The sequence below is a fragment of the Frankia sp. CgKIO3 genome (assembly GCF_977946435.1).
The window spans coordinates 1-19028 of record NZ_CDWTMO010000014.1 but is presented as its reverse complement, the minus strand read 5'-3'; the positions used below and the strand labels follow the sequence as shown (position 1 = coordinate 19028).

Here is a 19028-nt window from a genome sequence, read left to right as displayed (position 1 = left end):
AAACCAGACGTACGCTTCGTCGCCCATCTCGACCTGCCCAAGTCGATCGAGGGCTACTACCAGGAGACCGGGCGCGCCGGGCGGGACGGGCTGCCCTCGACCGCGTGGCTGGCCTACGGTCTCCAGGACGTCGTGCAGCTGCGCAAGCTCATCGACACGTCCCCGGGCGACCCCGCGCACCGCCGGCAGCAGAGCAGACACCTCGACGACATGCTCGCGCTGTGCGAGACGGTCGAGTGCCGCCGCATCGGGCTGCTCGCCTACTTCGGGCAGCGTGACACCGCCCCGTGCGGCAACTGCGACACCTGTCTGGCACCCCCGCAGTCCTGGGACGCCACGATCGCCGCCCAGAAGTTGCTGTCGGCCGTGCTGCGACTGCAGCGGGAGCGCCGCCAGAAGTTCGGCGCGGGCCACCTCATCGACATCCTGCTGGGCAGGAGGACGCCCAAGGTGACCCAGCACAGTCACGACACCCTGACGGTCTTCGGTATCGGCACGGAGCTCGGCGAGCCCGAGTGGCGCGGCGTGGTGCGCCAACTCCTCGTGCAGGGACTGCTGGCCGTCGAGAGCCGGTACGGCACCCTGGTGCTCACCGACGCGAGTGCCGACGTGCTGCGCGGACAGCGCGCGGTCCCGATGCGGCGCGAGCCGGAGCGCGCCCCCACCACTACAGCCACGACCGCGGCCACCACGACCGCGGCCAGGACCACGAAGACCCGCCACGCCGCACCGGCGGCCGACCTGTCGGCGGAGGCAATGCCGGTGTTCGAGCGACTGCGCGCCTGGCGCGCCGACGTCGCGAAGGAGCAGGGCGTCCCCGCATATGTGATCTTCCATGACGCCACCCTGCGCGAGATCGCGGTGCGCGTGCCGGCCACCCTGGCCGAACTCGCCACCGTGAGCGGCGTCGGTGAGAACAAACTCGCCAAGTACGGGCAGCAGATCCTCGACCTCCTCGCCGAGTGAACCAGGCCCCCGCCCACCCACCGGAAACATCTTCTCAGGAGAGCGGTACCGCACCGCTGGAGTGATCGGTGAGGGGGACACACGTCCCGCGAACAGCCTTGCCTGTGCTGACCTTCTCCACTGGCGGGCCGATCGTCAACCCGAAGACCAACCCGACCGGCCCATGAAGGACCCCGGTTAGGATCACACCTCACACTGGAGGAAATATATAGATTTGTAAGGACCGGTGAATCTTGGCATGAGGCCGGACCGCTGTGATGGTTGTTGACCGGGCTCGGCTGGCCGCCGCGCTGCCCGGCTACGAGCTGGGCGACCAGCTGGGCGCGGGCGGATTCGGGCTGGTGCTGGCGGGCTGGCATCGCGGCCTGCAGCGCGATGTCGCGGTCAAGGTCCTGCATGCGGGGCACGGCCGGGCGGCGGCCGGGTTCGCCGCCGAGGCGCGGATCCTCGCCAGCCTGGATCATCCGCACGTGGTCCGAGTCTACGACTACGTCAAGACGGGCGATCTGCACCTGCTCGTCATGGAGATGCTCGGCGGGGGAACCCTGACCCGGCGCCGGGCCGACATGGGCCCGCAGACGGCCTGCGCGGTGGGACTCGCGGTGGCCTCGTCCCTGGCCTGCGCCCACGGCAAAGGGGTGCTGCACCGCGACATCAAGCCCGACAATATTCTTTTCGACACTACCGACCTGCTGAAAGTCGTCGACTTCGGAGTCGCGAAATTCGTCGGCGAGTCGGGGGCCATCGCGAGTGCGGTGATCGGAACACCGCCGTATATGGCCCCCGAACAGATCATGGGCGGCCGCTTGGAGCCAGCCACCGACCTGTACGCCCTCGGGATGGTGCTCTACCAGCTACTGGCCGGCGTGGCACCGTTCGACCCGGACCTGCCCGCGCATGTCCTGCGCCAGCACCACCTCGAACGCGTCCCCCTACTGCCGGCCGGGGTGCCCGCGCCGCTGGGGGCGGTGGTCCTGTGGACGCTGGCCAAGAACCCGGCGGACCGTCCACCGTCCGCGCACGTCTTCGCGTGCCAACTCGCCGAAGCTGCCGCTGGCGTGTACGGCCCGGACTGGATCGCCCGGTCGGGTATCCCGCTGCGGCTCGACGACGACATCCGCACCGCCATCGGGCAGCCGCCCGCGTCCGTCCAGCCAGCGCCACGGCCGTCTCCCACCGGCGCGTCCTCGGCGCCATCGGTGCCTTTCATGTCATCGGCGTTTTCCGGGGCATCGGTGCCTTCGGCGGGTGGCACACCACCGGCCGAGGTGGCCGACGGGAACATCGCCGGCCGGCGGCGCCCCGCGTCGTCGCATCCTCGGCGCGGCGCGCCGCCGCGCCGCCGCGCCGCCATCACCGTCGCCGTCGTGGGGCTGCTGCTCGCTGTCGCCGGCACCGTCCTGATCGTCACCGCTCCTCTCAGTGGGCGCGAGACCGGTACCCGCCAGCTAGGTCGTCCCCTGACCGGCCACACCGGTTGGGTGACCTCGGCAGTGTTCTCCCCGGACGGACACACCCTGGCCAGCAGCGGTAGGGACGGCACGGTGCGGCTGTGGGACGTGACCGACCGCTCCCACCCCCGCCTGGCCGGGTCCCTGAGCGGCCCCGCTTCCGTGTTCTCGGTGGCGCTCTCCCCCGATGTGCGCATCCTGGCCACCGGCGGGATGGACGACTTGATCCGGCTGTGGGACATGACCGACCCGGCCACCCCACGCCCGCTCGAGCCGCCCCTGACCGGCCACGCCAACACCGTGTGGGCGTTGGCTTTCTCGCCGGGCGGCCGCACCCTGGCCAGCGGCAGCCTCGACGGCACGGTGCGGCTGTGGGGGCTGCGGGATGCGGCCCACCGCTTCCACCCGCGCCTCCTCGGCGAGCCGCTGACTGGCCACGCCGACTGGGTGTTGTCGGTGAGCTACTCTCCGGACGGCCGCACCCTCGCCAGCGGCAGCAAGGACGGCACGGTCCGGCTGTGGGCGCTGCCCTCGCCATGAACGCTGTTTAGGGGCATGTGGCGGCTCTGACCGGAGTTACGCCGCACTGACGATGATCACGTTAGCCAGGTCCCCGAGGGGGCGCGGATGCTGCCCGTTCGTTCCGATCAACAGTGGGGAAGGGTGACTCGCGGACCGGTGCCCCGCCGCCATTGGTAGGGCACCGGACAGGACCATCGGCCGTGTGGGAGCCGCTCCGGCCATTCGATGATGGCCATGAGCGGCGCGACACGAGCACCGCCGTGCGAATGGGGACGGGATGGCGACGCTGCCGGTGGGGCACTAGGGGACGTGGGGACGTGGGGTCATCGCTGATCTTCTTCTACCCAAGATGGGCGCTATGCGTGAATACTGCGACTGTCAGTCGTTGCCGGCGATCGCGGACCTGATCAGAGAACATGACCAGGTCATCGATCTCATCGCCGACACGCACGAGGCATATCGGCAGGGTGATGTCGAGGCGATGGCGGCACTCTGTGAGCAGATGTCGGCGGTTCTCCAGCCACAGACGGTGGTGGAGGAGCAGGGCCTGTTCCCCGCGATGGCACTCGAGTTCCCCGAACAGATCGCGATCCTGCAGAGCGAGCACCGCCGGATCGAGGCTGTGCTCGCCGGGGCGACCGACGGCACCGCCCGGGTCGATCCCGCTTGGCCGACACGCGTCATCGAGGCGCTGGGCCTGCTACGCAGGCACATCGCGAAGGAACAGGACGGCGTGTTCCATGCCGCCGTCTCGATTCTCAGCAACGAACAATGGAACCGTCTCGGCGAGATCCGCCAGGCGCTGAAGCTCGTAAGTTCCTGAAACCTCGTGCGATGACCGACTCCCTCGCCGGGACGGCCGGCTCCAGGCATCAGATCAGGCTCCGGGCATCGGCCGTTGCGGCGGGGTCGGGCCGGGATCGCTCCCGGGCACACCGGTACGGGACGTGGCGGTACCGGATATGGCGGTACCGGACGTCGCTGTACCGGACGTGGCGATACCAGATGTGGCTCTACCGGACGTCGTTGCGCCGGACCCGCAGATAGGCCTGATAATCGGCCGCCCACTTCCGGTGGGCGGCCGCCTGCCACTGCCGCAACGCCGGCAGGCCCATCGCCGCCCGGGCCGGGTTGAGGCGCCCCGGAGTTTCCGGACAGGGGATCCACCAGGATTCTCACCGGAAAGGAACGGAATCGAGTGCCAGGAAAACAGGCACGCCGCTGGACGGTTCGTGCCGCGGTCCCGCCGACACCACGCCTACTTCCGTTCCTAACTGTGGGTTACCGGCACTGTGGATTGCCGGGACATGCCGACCAGATACCGCAACCTCGTATTTCATTCAGCCTTAACATTCTGGCTGCGTGTTGTCTCCTGTGCTCTGCGTGGGCAGCTGCCAGCCTGTCGGCTGGTCCGGAACGATCGGTATGGGAGGCTGAACGTGGTTCAGATCAACAGGCGCGCACTACTGAGCAGGGGTGCGACGGCCGTGGGCGGGGCGGTAGTGGCGTCGGCTCTCCTACCGGCCCTGGAGAACGCGGCCCTGGCCGCGCCGCCCCCGCCCACCGGCGGGCCCTACACCGGCGGCTACGGTCCGCTCAGCCCGCTGGCTCCCGTCAACGAGCCGGGCGGCACCAAGTACCTCGCGCTGCCGGCCGGATTCAGCTACGTGGCGCTGGCCAAGACCGGCACGCCGCTGGTGAGTGACCCGAACACCCCGAACCCGGTCAACCTCGACGGCATGGGTGCGTTCGGGCTGGCCGGAGGACGGGTGCGACTGATCCGTAACAGCGAGGACCGGTCCCCGGCCGGGTCGGGCTCGGTCAAGGACCCGGACGGTACGAAGTACGACCCGAAGGCCTTCGGCGGGGTCACGGTTCTCGGCTTCGACCCGAAGACCCGCACGATCGTCAACGACTACATCGGCCTGAACGGGACCACGGTCAACTGCGCCGGCGGCCAGGCCTACCGGTACAAGGGCTGGATCACCTGCGAGGAGACTGTCGTCGGCCCGGCGAACGGCTTCGACAAGAAGCACGGCTACGTCTTCCTGGTCCCGGCGGGCGCGGGCACGACCGTCCCATCGGTGCCGCTGACCGCGTTGGGCCGTTTCTCCCACGAGGCGGTCGCGGTCGACCAGCGCACCGGTGTGGTGTACCTGACCGAGGACGCCGGGTCCGGCCGCGGCTCGGGATTCTACCGGTTCATCCCCAAAGACCCGGACAAGTTGGAGAAGGGCGGGCTGCTGCAGATTCTGGCGGTCACGGGCAGGCCGCAGGTCGACCTGCGGGAAGGGCAGCGGCGCGGGGTGTGGCTGCCGGTAGAGTGGGTCGACATCGACAACCCCGACCCGGACCCGATCGTCGAGGCCGAGAAACCGAACCCGACCAGTGTGTTCGCGCAGGGCTGGGCCGGCGGCGCGGCGAAGTTCAACCGGCTGGAAGGCATCTGGGCAGCAGATTATTCGATCTTCTTCGCCTCCACCAGCGGCGGGGACGTCAAGAACCGCGACGTCAACTCCGACGGTTTCGCGGAAGGCTACGGCCAGATCTGGCAGTACCAGCCCGCCGCAGGACGGGGCCGCCGCACCAGCGGGAGTCACACCGACGCCGGCCGGCTGCGCCTGGTGTTCGAATCACCCGGCGGGTCCGTCCTCGACTCACCCGACAACATCACGATAACTCCACAGGGCAGCCTGTTGCTGTGCGAGGACGACGCCGGCGGTAAAGACGGCGACACCCACCCCCTCGCCCCTGGCATCACCGACGTCAACCGGCTGATCGACATCACCCAGGACGGGAAGGCCTTCGAGTTCGCGGTGAACTGCTTCAGCGACTCCGAATGGGCCGGCGCCTGCTTCAGCCCGGACGGCCAGACACTGTTCGCGAACGTCTTCGGCGCCTCCGAGGTGGGCAGCGGTTTCACCGCGGCCATCACCGGACCGTGGCGCCGCGGCGTCCTGTAACACGGCGGTCAGGAGCGCGGACCGCGGCACGGTGCGAGCCGTCGGCGGTGTCGTCTCCCGGGGAGAGCAGCGCCTGGCGTGGCGCCCCGGGGGACGGCACCGGGCCATGGCTTCTCATCGCCGCGATGTGAGCTGGATTCGCGTCCCATGCGAGCGCAGTCGTGCGACATCTCACACTGACTTTCGCCATCCCGAGCATCGGGTGACCATGTGACACATCACATCGAGGTCGTGGACGGTTCCCATCGGCGGCCCGATGCCGCTGCCTAGCGGCGGAGAGGAGTCACATGGTTGCGACGGAAACCTGGTCCATCAGCGAGCTGATCGATACGGTTCGTTATCCTCTCACCGAACCTTCGAGCCGCGCCTGGCGGGACATCGTCTCGTGGGCCCGGGAAGAACTGCGCACTCGCGGGTGCTGTGTCCTCCCGGGATTCGTCCGGCCCACCGCATTCACCGCGTTCGCACAGGAGTGCGCCACCGTCGCTCCGCTCGCGTATGACGAGGTCGAGACGGTCAACGCCTACAACATCGCGGTCGACTCGTCGTTGCCGGCCGATCATCCGGGCCGGTTCACGATGCGGCGAGGGAATGCCTTCGTCGCCCGCGACCAGATTCCCACCGAATTCGCCGTCCACCGGCTCTACACCAGCGAGCTCTTCCAGCATTTCATCGCCGGCTGCTTCGACCTGCCGAGAGTCCACGAACTCGCCGACCCGCTGGCCGGGCTGTGCCTCAACGTCATCGCCCCCGGGCTGGAGCACCCCTGGCACTTCGACACGAACGAATTCGCGGTGAGCCTGCTCACGCAGGCGCCGCGGGCCGGGGGCGACTTCGAGTACTGCCCGAACATCAGGTCCGCGCAGGCGGAGAACTTCGCCGGCGTGCGGGCCGTGCTGGCGGGCGAGGGCGGCCATCTGGTCCGGCGTCTCACCGTCCGGCCTGATGATCTCCAGCTTTTCCTGGGCCGCTATTCGATGCACCGGGTGAGCCCGGTCGAGGGCGACACGGCCCGGCATTCCGCAATCTTCGCCTACACCGGGCACCCCGAGGTCGTCGGCAGTGTCGCGCGCACGAAGCAGCTCTTCGGCCGGGTCCTCCCGCGGCACCTGGCTGCGGAGAAGAGTGCGGTCCGCGTCGACCAACTGCTGGACTAGCTGGACCAGAATGCGGTCGGCAAGCTGCGTCAGCACCGGCCCATCTGCCCCGACCGCCCGTCACAAGGAGCGCCAGACGCGTGTATTCCGACGACAGCAGATATTCTGCCGAGACCATCGACTCCGACGGAACCACGAATTCCTCCGAGGCCGCGTACTCCACCGGGACGACGCGGTTCGACGACAGCGGGAAGATCTCGCTCGACCACATCTACACGCAGCCCGACCCACACGCCTACTTCAGTACCCTGCGGAAACTCGGCTACTGTATCCCGCAGCTCGCCAAACCGTACTTCAGCCAGCTCATCCGGGAATTCCGGATGGTTCGGGGACGACCGCCGACGGTCCTGGACGTGGGCTGCTCCTACGGGATCAACGCCGCGCTGCTCCGCTGTGACGTGACGTTGGACGACTTGCACGAGGGCTACGCACCGCCCGGGACGCGGCCGACCCGGGACCTGCTGCTCGCCCGTGACCGCGAGCTCGTCCGGTCCCGCGACGGGCTGGAGGCGAGCCAGTTCCTCGGCCTGGACAGCTCGGGGCCGGCCCTCTCCTACGCGCTCGCGGCCGGGTTCCTCGATGCCGCCGTGCACGCCAACCTGGAGGACCGTGACCCGACCGACGCCGAACGGGAGCGGCTCGCCGGAACGGACATCGTCGTCTCGACGGGCTGCCTCGGGTACGTCACCGAGCGAACCATCGCCCGGGTGGCCCGCGCGGCCGGTGAGCGCAGGCCGTGGATGGCCCACTTCGTGCTGCGGATGTTCCCGTTCGAACCGGTCGAGGCGACGCTCACGAGGCTCGGGTATGAGACCGTGCACGTCGACCGCGTCTTCCGGCAGCGGCGCTTCGCCTCCGCCGAGGAGCAGTCGCTCGTGCTCGACACGCTGTCCACCGTCGGCGTCGATCCACGGGGGCTGGAGGCCGAGGGCTGGCTGTACGCCCAACTGCACATCTCCCGGCCGCGCGGGGTGACCAGTCCCTCGACCACTCATCCCGCCTCCGGCCGGCGACCGGCGGCGACACCCACCCGGCCGGTTCCGCCGGGATAACGGGCGACCGGTGCCGGCGGTGCCCCCCGTACGGCTGGTAGGTCGAGGGCGACCCGGCCATCATGCGAGTCGGATGAACCGTACGAGCCGAATGTCCGATGGAACGCCCGCCACCCATGGAATCTCGGCGACCATGGACCCAACGCAGCCCGTGGCGTTCACCATGGCCGTGTCCCCGAGACGAGTTCCCCGAGACAACCCGAGGCCCAGCATGAATGCGATCAGTAGCTCCCAGCGGTCCACCGGAACCTTCGCGAATGACGATCTGCTGCCCCGGGTGCCGTTGCCCACGCTGGCGGAGAGCTGCGAGCGTTTCCTTGCCTGGTCCGCGCCGCTGCTGACCCCGGCCGAGCGGGCGACGACCGAGGCGGCCGTCGCGGCCTTCCAGGCACCGGGCCGGCCCCGGCCCCACCCTGCATGCGGCGCTGGAGCGCTACGAAGCCACCGAGGGCGTACACAGCTGGCTGGACGGCTTCTGGGACTCCCGCTACCTCGGCCGGCGCGACCGCATCGCGCTCAACGCGAACTACATCTTCCTGTTCAAGGACGCCGAGGGTCTGTCCGCCGAGCAGCCGCAGGTGGAGCGGGCCGCCGGGCTCGTGGCGGCAGCCGTCGACTACAAGCTGCGCCTCGACGACGAGCGGGTCGAGCCGGTCGTCCAGCGCGGCCAGACGCTGTCGATGGCGCAGAACACGTTCCTGTTCTCCACGACTCGGATCCCGGGAGCGGCCCAGGACACCGTGCGCACCCCGTACAGCGAGCGGTGGCCCGGGCCGTCCCAGGCCCGCCACATCGTCGTTTTCCACCGGGGAAACATCGTCCGGCTGGACGTCGTCGGGCCGGACGGTCACCCGTACACCCTGGACGACCTCGCGGCGGGCCTGCGCGCCGTGGTGAAGGCCGCCGCGTCGCGGGTTCCGGCGGACGCCGCCGTCAGCCAGCTCACCAAGGCCCGGGCCGACTGGGCCGCGAGCCGCCAGGCGCTGCTCACTCTGGACCCCGCCAACGCGGCCGCGCTCGACACGATCGAGACCGCGCTGTTCGCCCTGTGCCTGGAAGACCTCACCCCCGAGGACAACCTGGCCGCGTGTGACCACCTGCTCCACGGCGACAGCGCCAACCGGTGGTTCGACAAGGCGGTGTCACTGATCGTTTTCGCCGACGGCCGGGCGGGCATCAACGTCGAGCACTGTGGGCTGGACGGGACGACGATCCTCAGCTTCGTCGACGACCTGCTGGGTACCTCGCCCGCGGAGCATTCGGCGAGCTCTGGCGCCCGGCCCCAGGGGCTACCCGTCATCGAGAGCCCGTCGAGTTCGTCCTCGACGCCAGCCTGCGGGCGGACGTAGCCGCCGCCGGCGCGTCGTTCGCGGAGTTCGCCGCGGCGACCGCCTCAACGGTGCTGTCCTTCACCGACTTCGGGCAGAACCGGGCCAAGGCACTGAAGACGTCGCCGGACGCGTTCGTGCAGCTCGCCTACCAGCTGGCGCACAGCCGGGCCAAGGGGCACATCGGCGCCACCTACGAATCGATCGCCACCCGGTACTGGCGGCGCGGCCGCACGGAGGCGATGCGGGTCGTCACCCCGGAGATCCAGCGGTTCGTGACGATGCTCAACGACCCGGGCACCGACACCGCCACCCGCCGGACCGCGTTCCGCGCCGCCGCCGACGCGCACGTGCGGCGCGCGAAGGACCGCCAGGCCGGGCGGGCCCCCGAGCAGCACCTGTGGGAGCTGCAGTTCATCGCCCGCCGCCAAGGCGCGCGGCTGGGGGTGACCGAACCGATCGCGCTCTACGAGACCCCGGGTTGGCTCAAGGCGCGCGACGACTACCTGAGCACCAGCTCCGCGCCGTCCACCAACGTCGAGTTCTTCGGCTTCGGGTCTACCAGCAGCCAGTGCATCGGCATCGCCTACGTGCTGCTGCCGGACCGGTTCAACCTCTACCTGAGTACGCCGCGCGCAGTCGCGGACGGGATGTACGCGTTCGCCGGCCAGCTCCAGCAGGTCGTCACCGAGCTGCAGGACCTGCTCGCCATCGACGAGACGGGCGACGGGCTGTTCCAGACGGGCTATTCCAGGTAGTCGCGCAGCGCCTGTGAACGCGAGGGATGACGCAACTTCGCCAGAGTCTTCGACTCGATCTGCCGGATCCGCTCCCGGGTCACCCCGAACTCACGGCCGACCTCCTCCAGGGTTCGGCAACGACCGTCGACCAGGCCGAACCGCAGCTGGATGACCTTCCTCTCCCTGTCGGTCAGCGCCGTCAACACAGAGCGAATCTGCTCCCCGAGGACGCTGGCGACGGCTGCCTCGACGGGCTCGACCGCTCCGGTATCCTCGATGAGATCACCGAACTGCCCGTCGGACTCCTCCCCGATCGAAGCCTCCAGCGATATCGGCTCACGGGCGATTCCGACGAGTTCCTCGATCCTGTCCACGGAGAGGTCCATGGCGACGGCGATCTCCTCCACGGTCGGCTCGCGGCCGAGCTCGGTGAGCAGCTGCCTGCGCATGCGGACCATCTGGTTGACCCGCTCGACCACGTGCACCGGGAGGCGAATCGTCCGCGCCTGATCGGCGAGGGCACGGGTGATCGCCTGACGCACCCACCACGTGGCATAGGTGGAGAACTTGTAGCCCTTCGTGTAGTCGAACTTCTCGACCGCCCGGATGAGACCGAGATTGCCCTCCTGAATGATGTCCAGGAAGAGCATGCCCCGCCCCACGTAGCGTTTGGCGATCGAGACGACGAGCCGCAGGTTGGCTTCGAGCAGCATCTGGTTGGCGAGCCGACCGTCCCGCTCGACCGCCTCCAGCTCGCGGCAGAGCTGCGGCGACGTCACGACCGAGGGGGACGCCAGCTTCTGAGCGGCGAACAGGCCGGCCTCGATCCGCTTGGCGAGGTCGACCTCCCCCTCGGCGGTGAGCAACCGGGCCCTGCCGATCTGACCGAGGTACATCCGCACTGGATCGTGCAGCGGTGCGGACGCCACCCTGCCCGCCTCAGGGGTGCCGATGCCGCGGTCCGTCAGCTCCATCGGGGGGCTCTCACCATGGTGTCGAACCCAGTCTCATTGTCGAACCCGCCTTCATTGTCGAACCCAACCTCATTGCCGAACCTAACCTCAATGATGATGCGGCCCATGCCCCGCTCCTGCCTTGTCCAGGCGTCTGCGAGCGCAGCCACCGACATCAAGGATGCCCTGACCCGGCCGGCAGCCGGTGTCCCGGAAGCGGATCGGATGGCGCACCCACACCTCACTGGATCCGCCACCGGGTACCGCCCTGCCGGGGTGACCGACGTAACAAGGGGATCAGACCGAGGCCCGACTGCTAAACTTGCGGACCATCAGCCTGGCTGCGGAAGATCGCGGACGTAGGCGAGCGAACCGTCTACGGGGCAGGCACATGCCGGAGAATCGCGATCTCATTGCCCGTTTCATGCACCCGCGATCCGGTCCGGTCAACCACCGTTGCCGGGTCCGGTCGGACCAGATCCACCCGAGCGGCCCTAGCCGAGTGTCCCGATCCCATAGAGCTACCATCCTGCTAGCACCCTGGCCGGCTGACACCCTGGTCAGAAGCGACGCGGTGGGCTCGATCGTCGCCCTGCGCGGAAGCGGCGGCGTCGCTCGACCGTCCGGCGGCCGGCGCGGGAAGCCGGGGTCGGACCGATGCGGCACGGAGAGGTGAGTCTGGCCACCGACCCCCAACAACAGATGATCATCGAGATTCTCCGCGATCCCTCCGCCGTCCGAGTACCACCCGGCGGAGGGTCGGGTGGGCTGCGGTGACCGGCCCGGAGACATCCGCGCCGGCCACGGCCCAGCACCACGAGTCGCCACGCCCCCGGACGGAACCCGCGCCGGAGGTCACCGCCACCCTGCCGCCGCGACCGGAACAGTTCGACCGGGAGCGGACCCAGGTCATCCGCGGCCTGCGCGGCCGCCGGGTCCCGGCCGTGGAAGCCTTCGGGACGGCAGTGGACGGGCCGACCCCCGAGGGGCTGCTTGCCCTGTGGGGTCCCGCGACCGGCGCATGGCTCACTCCCCCGATCCGCTGCGGCAAGATCCACCGGGGGCGCGAGGCACCGGCAGTCCCGGATGGCGGGGAACCGGTTGACTACGGGCTGACCATCCTGGACGACGACGGCCCGGCCGGTGGTCACCACCGTGACGAGCGACCGACCCGGGGTTCCAGCCGCTCGCGGGCCATCTGGACACTCGTCGACCAGGTGCTCTCCAGCGGGACGAACGCCGCGATGTCCTTCGTCATCGCCCGCAGCGTCAGCAAATCCGAGTTCGGGGCCTTCGCCGTCGCCTTCGCGATCTTCTCCTTGATGATCGGGTTCTCGAAGGCCGCCGGCACCGCTCCGCTGGGGATAAAGTTCTCCGACGTGCCGCCACGGGTATTTCGGGTGGCCGGTGCGGCGGGGACCGGCACTGCCCTCGTAATCGGGCTGGTCTCCGGGGTCGTGACGCTCGCCGTCGGTGCGGCGATGGGCGGCTCGGTCGGCGCCTCGCTGGTGGCGATGGGACTGGTCTTTCCCACGCTGTTGCTCCAGGACGCCTGGCGGCAGGTCTTCTTCGCCGAGGGTCGCCCGGCCGCCGCCGCCGCCAACGACGGGATCTGGGCGATCGTCCAGTTCGCCGCCATCTACGCGCTGATCGTCCGCGACGTCTCCACCTCGTGGGCGATGCTGCTGGCCTGGGGTGGCGCCGCCGCGGTCGCCGCCATGCTGGGCGTCACGCAGGCCGGCTTCAAGCCGGCGCCGAGCCTCGTACGCGAGTGGATCGCCGAACACCGCGACGTCAACGGGTACATGAGCGCCGAGTACCTCACCGTCCAGGGCGCCCAGCAGGCATCCACCCTGCTGCTCGGTACGCTGGGCACGACCGACCTGGTCGGCGCGCTGCGCGGGGTGCAGACCCTGCTCGGACCGACGACCATTCTCGCGGTCGGGATCGTGAGCTGGGCCATCCCCGAGTTCTCCCGCCGCAAGGACCTCTCGGCCGCGGCCCGGGTCCGCGCCGCCTACGCCCTGTCCGCGGTGATCGTCGCGGCCGGCGCCGCCTGGGGGACGCTCTTTCTCGTCCTGCCGACGAGCATCGGGCACTCGCTGCTCGGCGAGACCTGGGAGCAGACCCACGACCTGCTGGCGCTGTCCATCGTGCAGCAGGCGGGCCCCGCGGCGACGGTCGGACCGGCCTGCATGCTCTACGCGCTCGGCAAGGCCAAGCTCACCTTCCGCGCGAATGCGGTGCTCGCCCCCCAGCTTGTCGTCTATCCGATCGTCGGTCTGGAGATCGGCGGCGGCACCGGCGCGGTCTGCGGTTACATACTTGCCTTCTGGGTGACCGTCCCCAGCTGGTTCATCCTCGTCCGCCGGGCCGCGCGGGAGGTGGAACGGGACACGGCGATCGCCCTTTCCGGTGAGCCGGCCGGACCGGACGTACAGGGCCGAGTTCCGGAGCGCTCAACCGGGACCGGCAATGATGATGTTTCACGGTAACGTACGGGCTGTGCGCAATATGTTCGGCCGACCGCGTCGAGGCGGCGTCCGAGGCGTCGAGGCTACCGCGATGAGTGCTGCCGGGCCAGGGCCGGTAGGGGGTTGCGATGATTCTGCGTATTCTTTATCGGTCGGTCGGTTCGGAAAACACGAAGAACCGGCCGGCCTTCTACAGCAAGATGCTTGCGTTGGCCTCTCTCCTCCGGGCCGTCGAGAACGTCGACATCCCGGTACTGATCGTCTTCGTCAATGACGGCCCGATGCCGGCGGAGCGTCTTGCCGTGATGACGTCCGCCGGCGAGGTGCAGTCGGTGCAGTGCGGCAGCAATCGCGCATCCTACCGGTACGTGCTGCGGATGCCGCGGGTCCGGCGCTGGTCGCCGGACGATCTGGTCTGGCTCGCCGAAGATGACTATTTGTACACGGAAAAATCGCTTTCCAGTCTCGTCGCGGCAGCGACCGCGCTCCCCGCGGTCGACTATTTCACCCTTTACAGCACGCTGCGATTCTCCTCGACCACCACCCGCCGCCGGCCAATGGTCCACCGGGACGGCGGCAGCCACTCCCACGCGCCGGTGCTCGACGGCGTGACCTGGGCCAGGGCCGCCGCCACGACCAGCACGTTCGGCCTGCGGGTCGGCACCCTGCTCGAGGACGAACTGCTGCTGCGCTCGATCCCGTTCGTCGGCGGCGCCTTCGACCGCGCGACCTGTCTTACCCTGCAGGGTTTCCAGCCCTTCCGGCTGGCCGAGCTGGGCGGGGAACCGCCTGCGTTCTCCCCGCAGCCCCCCGCCGTGCGGGTCGCTCGTCGGGTGGTGCTGAGCGGGCTGCGCACGACACTCAACGCCGTCGCCCTGGCGCGGCCCGAACGGCTGCGCCGCACGATGCTGGTGCCGGAGCCCTCCATGGCCACGCACATGGAGGTGGGTGAGGCGCTCGTTCCCGGTCACGACTGGGCGGCCGAGGCCGAGGCCGTGCAAGCATGGCTACGGGCCCGGCGGCCCGGCCCGGTGGAGACGCCGCTGCTCGGCGCCACTGCCACTGCCACGGCCACGGCCACGGCTTCGGGTACGCAGCGACCCTCCGCCGCGCACGGACCCTCCGCCGTATGAGACCGCGCCTGGCACCGCGAGGGTGGGGGTCTGCCGGCCGCCACACCGTCCGCGCCGCCCACCCGCGGTCACTCCCGCTGCCGCTGCTCCTCCTGCTGATCATCGGCCTGGTCGCCGGCGGGCTCAGCTCCTGCTCGGACAAACCCAAGCCGCCCCAGCCCCAGCCCGGCGGTGTGCACTGGGTCTCCGGCGCCAATGGCAACTTCCCCGCGGACGTCAATCTCTGGTCGGTCTTCACCGGCCGCAAGGTGGACCTGGCCGTCGTCTTCACGGATCGGCAGGACTGGACCAACCTGGTCTCGGCCGGCTGGCCGACGCAGGCCTTCACCCGGGACAAGTTCCCCGGCGGCCTGTCGGTCGCCCAGCCGATGTTCCCCAAGGACGGCGACGAGGCCACCTGCGCGACCGGCGCCTACGACAACTACTGGCGGCAGTTCGGCACCACGCTGACGACGTTCGGCCGCGGCGACGCCTTCGTCCGGCTCGGCTGGGAGTTCAACGGCGACTGGTTCTGGTGGTATCCACGCGACGTCGAGACCTGGAAGACCTGCTACCGCCGCACGGTCCTGGCGATCCGGTCGACCGCGCCGCACGTGCGGATCGACTGGAATATAACCGCACACCGGGATCACCTGCCGGTAAGCGGTCAGGACGTCTGGGACGCCTATCCCGGTGACGACTACATCGACGTGGTCAGCATCGACTCCTACGACTCCTATCCCGCCTCCGTCAGTAAGACGATCTGGGACCGGCAGTGTTATCTGCGATCCGGTCTGTGCACGGTGATCGCCTTCGCCCGCGCCCACGGCAAGAAGTTCGCCGTTCCGGAGTGGGGTCTGGTACGCACGACCGGCGGCGGTGGCGACAACCCCTACTACATCCAGAAGATGTACGAGACCTTCACCGCGAACGCTGACGCCCTGGCCTACGAGGCGTACTTCAACAACGCCGAGGAGGGGAACGTGGAATCCTCGCTGTACAGACCGGTACTGAACCCGAACGCGGCGGAACGCTATCTGGCGCTGTTCGGCGTCCGCTGACCGCGCTCGCCTACTCCTGCTGCGAAGCCGGCGGGCACCGCCCGCTTCGGCGTGCCCGGCCGGCGACAGCGGCAGGCCGGGCACGGGAGAACCATCAGGCCAGGGTGGCCTCAAGATCCTTGCGGATCTCCTCGAGGGTGACGGTCGGCTCGTACCGGCGGACCACTTTTCCGTCCGGGTCGACAAGGAACTTGGTGAAGTTCCACTTGATCTCGTCGGTGCCGATCGCTTCCGACCGGGTCTTCTTGATGTGCTCGTAGAGGAAACCGGCATCGGGCCTGAAGTCACCGGGCGCCTCGGAACGCAGGTGGGTGTACAGCGAGGCCGCGTCGGGCCCGTTCACATCGATCTTGCTCAGGACCGGGAAGGTGACGTCGAACTTCGTGGTGCAGAACTCCTGGATCTCGGCGTCGGTACCCGGCTCCTGTCCGCCGAACTGGTTGCACGGGAAGCCGAGGATCTCCAGGCCGCGGCCGTGCAGATCCCGGTACAGGGACTCCAACCCCTCGTACTGCGGCGTCAGACCGCATTTGCTGGCAACGTTGACAATCAGCAACGTCTGGCCGGCGTAGTCGCCGAGCGAGCGGGAGGTTCCGTCCGCGGCATCGACGGTGAAGTCATGGACAGTCATGGACACCTGACTCTCGATGAAGGCGAGCTGGGACTTCGCGACCGGTCTCCGGCCGCCGAGCGACTTCGACGCTATCCCCCAGAAGTTTTTATGTCATCGAGTTGGTTGCATAACCCGTCAGCGACGCGAACCGGTGCCTCGCGACCGGGGCCCGGCACCGGGATGGCTGGCGCCCCCGGCCGGGGCCGGTCAGGGCCGACCGAGGTGTCTGCGATGCTCAGGGGATCCGGAACGGATACTCATGGGTCCCGCGACGGCCCCCCGAGACGACGAACAGGAACGTCAGAGATGACCATCGAACCCGAACTGTTGAAGATCCTCGCCTGCCCGGTCGACAAGGGACCGCTGGAGCTCGTCGACGGCTGGCTGGTCAACCCGCGTCTCGGCCATCGCTACGAGATCCGCGGGGACGTTCCGATCCTGCTCAGGCCGGATCACGTCGACCCGGCCGTGGCGCGCTCCTCGTCCTGATCCGGCCGAGGACCTCCCTCTGCCCGGGCTGAGCTTCTACCCGGGACTGGGCTCCCGCCGGGTCTGGGACGGGCAGGAGAAAGGATCGGAAATCGGTCGGGGCCCGGGGAGAAGATCCCCGGGCCCCGACCGTCGGTGACGGGAGTCGGCTACTCCCGACCGAACTGCTCACGCAGCCGACGCAGCGCCTCTTCGTCGATCGCCGAGGAAGGCTGCTCGGATTGGGAGGTGTAGGAGGAAGGAGCCGCCGCGGCGGCGTCGGCCTCCTGCGCGGCCCGGATCTGGGCCTGGTGCGCCTCGAAGCGGGCCTGGGCCTCGGCGTATTGCCGCTCCCATTCCGCCTGCTGCTCCTCGTAACCTTCGAGCCATTCCCCGGTCTCGGGGTCGAAGCCTTCGGGGTAGACGTAGTTACCCTGCTCGTCGTACTTGGCTTCCATGCCGTACTGGCTCGGGTCGAACGCCTCGCCGTCGGCAGCCAGCCCTCCCGCCTCGTTCGCCTGCTTGAGCGACAGGCTGATGCGGCGGCGGTCGAGGTCGATGTCGATGACCTTCACCAGGATCTCGTCGCCGACGTTCACGACCTGCTCGGGGATCTCCACGTGCCGCTCGGCCAGCTCGGAGATGTGGACCAGACCCTCGATGCCCTCGTCCACCCGGACGAACGCACCGAACGGCACCAGCTTCGTGACCCGGCCCGGGACGACCTGACCGATCGCGTGGGTCCGGGCGAACTGACGCCACGGGTCTTCCTGCGTCGCCTTCAGCGACAGCGAGACCCGCTCGCGGTCCAGGTCGACGTCGAGGACCTCGACGGTGACCTCCTGGCCGACCTCGACCACCTCGGACGGGTGGTCGATGTGCTTCCAGGACAGCTCGGAGACGTGCACGAGGCCGTCCACACCGCCGAGGTCCACGAAGGCACCGAAGTTGACGATGGAGCTGACCACGCCCTTGCGGATCTGGCCCTTGGCCAGCTGGGCGAGGAACTCGGAACGGACTGCGCTCTGGGTCTGCTCGAGCCAGGCCCGCCGCGAGAGCACGACGTTGTTGCGGTTCTTGTCCAACTCGATGATCTTGGCTTCAAGCTCGCGGCCCACGTAGGGCTGCAGATCGCGGACCCGGCGCATCTCCACGAGCGAAGCCGGCAGGAAGCCGCGCAGGCCGATGTCGAGGATGAGACCACCCTTGACGACCTCGATCACGGCGCCGGTGACGACGCCGTCCTCGTCCTTGAGCTTCTCGATCGTGCCCCAGGCGCGCTCGTACTGCGCACGCTTCTTGGACAGGATCAGGCGGCCTTCCTTGTCCTCCTTCTGGAGGACAAGGGCCTCGACGTGGTCGCCGACACTGACGACCTCGTGCGGGTCGACGTCATGCTTGATCGACAGTTCCCGGGACGGGATCACACCCTCGGTCTTGTAGCCGATGTCGAGCAGCACCTCGTCGCGGTCGACCTTGACGATGACGCCGTCAACGATGTCGCCATCGTTGAAGAACTTGATCGTCTTGTCGACGGCCGCTAGGAAGTCTTCGGCCGAGCCGATGTCGTTGACCGCTACCTGTGGTGTGGTCGGGCTGGGCGAGATGGTCACGGTCTCCACGGGTCGTACGTCGGTGGTGCTCGTCAAGGGGTCGGCTCCGGCTAGGGGTGGTCGTCCGCGCGAGGGCCGGATCGAACCGCCGGGACCGAGGGACAGAAACAACGCCAAAAACGAAGAAACTGTCAGGAACGATAACGACGCTCGAGTGGATCCGCTCGGTCTGAGACCCACGGACCCTCGTGCACGTCCCCAAGTCTAGGGACGGGTGTCCAGGGTGGTCAACGGGCGCCCGCACCAAGACGCGCGCCGTCCGCCATCATCCTCACTCTGCGTAGAGTAATGACGTCCATATGTAGTTTTAGGTGGCGGCACGGCGCCGCGGTAGGCGGGACAACACCGTCCCGCGGATCGTCCCGGCACACGGGTGGGAACGTGTACGGACGGGACGCGACAGAGACGAACGGCGCAGATCGGTTGAAAAGCGGATAAATGGGTAAGTTCGTGGCGTCCGATTCCCGACACCCGCCGACGGCATGGCCTCGCGGCCCGACGCCCGGTCATTCCCGGGTCAGCGCCGGCTCGCCGACCCCCCGCGCTCGGATCCCC

General features: G+C 68.9%; 13 protein-coding genes and 1 pseudogene. 11 read left to right on the top strand and 3 right to left on the bottom strand.

Going from position 1 to position 19028, the window contains the following annotated elements; genetic code table 11:
* The 7 genes and pseudogenes from AC08OJ_RS03280 to AC08OJ_RS03250 form a co-directional block, all read left to right on the top strand.
* Positions 1 to 966: RecQ family ATP-dependent DNA helicase (locus tag AC08OJ_RS03280; protein WP_476595033.1), on the top strand; the 966-nt coding region annotated here is incomplete at its 5' end.
* A 257-nt stretch (positions 967 to 1223) separates the two neighbouring features.
* On the top strand, positions 1224 to 2957 hold the full coding sequence (locus AC08OJ_RS03275) for a WD40 repeat domain-containing serine/threonine protein kinase (RefSeq protein ID WP_476595045.1): 1734 nt from the start codon (positions 1224 to 1226) through the stop codon (positions 2955 to 2957).
* A 340-nt stretch (positions 2958 to 3297) separates the two neighbouring features.
* Entirely contained in the window at positions 3298 to 3762 is a 465-nt protein-coding gene (locus AC08OJ_RS03270) for a hemerythrin domain-containing protein (protein ID WP_476595032.1), read from the top strand.
* 616 nt (positions 3763 to 4378) lie between these two features.
* A complete protein-coding gene (locus AC08OJ_RS03265) occupies positions 4379 to 5902 on the top strand; it encodes an alkaline phosphatase PhoX (RefSeq protein WP_476595031.1) in 1524 nt (507 codons plus the stop codon).
* Between the two features lie 287 nt (positions 5903 to 6189).
* On the top strand, positions 6190 to 7059 hold the full coding sequence (locus tag AC08OJ_RS03260; protein ID WP_476592972.1) for a HalD/BesD family halogenase: 870 nt from the start codon (positions 6190 to 6192) through the stop codon (positions 7057 to 7059).
* An 80-nt stretch (positions 7060 to 7139) separates the two neighbouring features.
* Positions 7140 to 8111 carry a class I SAM-dependent methyltransferase gene (locus AC08OJ_RS03255; protein WP_476592971.1) on the top strand — a complete coding sequence of 324 codons (972 nt, stop codon included), beginning with the start codon at positions 7140 to 7142 and terminating at the stop codon, positions 8109 to 8111.
* A 211-nt stretch (positions 8112 to 8322) separates the two neighbouring features.
* Positions 8323 to 10197, top strand: a pseudogene (locus AC08OJ_RS03250) (choline/carnitine O-acyltransferase).
* Here the strand turns inward: AC08OJ_RS03250 and rpoD are convergent.
* A complete protein-coding gene (rpoD, locus tag AC08OJ_RS03245; protein ID WP_476592969.1) occupies positions 10185 to 11153 on the bottom strand; it encodes an RNA polymerase sigma factor RpoD in 969 nt (322 codons plus the stop codon). The pseudogene AC08OJ_RS03250 and the gene rpoD overlap by 13 nt on opposite strands.
* 752 nt (positions 11154 to 11905) lie before the next feature.
* Here rpoD and AC08OJ_RS03240 point away from each other — a divergent pair.
* The 3 genes from AC08OJ_RS03240 (at position 11906) to AC08OJ_RS03230 (ending at position 15779) form a co-directional block, all read left to right on the top strand.
* A complete protein-coding gene (locus AC08OJ_RS03240) occupies positions 11906 to 13627 on the top strand; it encodes a hypothetical protein (RefSeq protein ID WP_476595030.1) in 1722 nt (573 codons plus the stop codon).
* 107 nt (positions 13628 to 13734) lie between these two features.
* Entirely contained in the window at positions 13735 to 14739 is a 1005-nt protein-coding gene (locus AC08OJ_RS03235; RefSeq protein ID WP_476595029.1) for a hypothetical protein, read from the top strand.
* On the top strand, positions 14736 to 15779 hold the full coding sequence (locus AC08OJ_RS03230) for a glycoside hydrolase family 26 protein (protein WP_476595028.1): 1044 nt from the start codon (positions 14736 to 14738) through the stop codon (positions 15777 to 15779). The genes AC08OJ_RS03235 and AC08OJ_RS03230 overlap by 4 nt, the downstream gene beginning before the upstream one ends.
* A 94-nt stretch (positions 15780 to 15873) precedes the next feature.
* On the opposite strand, the gene AC08OJ_RS03225 is transcribed toward AC08OJ_RS03230, so the two are convergent.
* The gene (locus tag AC08OJ_RS03225) at positions 15874 to 16410 is read right to left on the bottom strand and encodes a glutathione peroxidase (RefSeq protein ID WP_476592965.1); all 537 of its coding nucleotides are present in this window, start codon (positions 16408 to 16410) and stop codon (positions 15874 to 15876) included.
* 288 nt (positions 16411 to 16698) lie between these two features.
* Here AC08OJ_RS03225 and AC08OJ_RS03220 point away from each other — a divergent pair, with 288 nt between their 5' ends.
* Positions 16699 to 16881: a Trm112 family protein gene (locus tag AC08OJ_RS03220; RefSeq protein ID WP_462185829.1), complete on the top strand. Its 183-nt coding sequence runs from the start codon at positions 16699 to 16701 to the stop codon at positions 16879 to 16881.
* A gap of 149 nt (positions 16882 to 17030) precedes the next feature.
* On the opposite strand, the gene rpsA is transcribed toward AC08OJ_RS03220, so the two are convergent.
* A complete protein-coding gene (gene rpsA, locus AC08OJ_RS03215; RefSeq protein ID WP_476592964.1) occupies positions 17031 to 18509 on the bottom strand; it encodes a 30S ribosomal protein S1 in 1479 nt (492 codons plus the stop codon).
* Between the last annotated feature and the right edge of the window lie 519 nt (positions 18510 to 19028).

Excerpts from the sequence above, each read along its gene's own strand:
- AC08OJ_RS03275 (WP_476595045.1), top strand. The coding sequence starts at position 1,224 with ATGGTTGTTGACCGGGCTCGGCTGGCCGCCGCGCTGCCCGGCTACGAG.
- AC08OJ_RS03270 (WP_476595032.1), top strand. The coding sequence starts at position 3,298 with ATGCGTGAATACTGCGACTGTCAGTCGTTGCCGGCGATCGCGGACCTG.
- AC08OJ_RS03260 (WP_476592972.1), top strand. The coding sequence starts at position 6,190 with ATGGTTGCGACGGAAACCTGGTCCATCAGCGAGCTGATCGATACGGTT.
- rpoD (WP_476592969.1), bottom strand. The coding sequence starts at position 11,153 with ATGGAGCTGACGGACCGCGGCATCGGCACCCCTGAGGCGGGCAGGGTG.
- AC08OJ_RS03235 (WP_476595029.1), top strand. The coding sequence starts at position 13,735 with ATGATTCTGCGTATTCTTTATCGGTCGGTCGGTTCGGAAAACACGAAG.
- AC08OJ_RS03230 (WP_476595028.1), top strand. The coding sequence starts at position 14,736 with ATGAGACCGCGCCTGGCACCGCGAGGGTGGGGGTCTGCCGGCCGCCAC.
- AC08OJ_RS03225 (WP_476592965.1), bottom strand. The coding sequence starts at position 16,410 with ATGACTGTCCATGACTTCACCGTCGATGCCGCGGACGGAACCTCCCGC.
- AC08OJ_RS03220 (WP_462185829.1), top strand. The coding sequence starts at position 16,699 with ATGACCATCGAACCCGAACTGTTGAAGATCCTCGCCTGCCCGGTCGAC.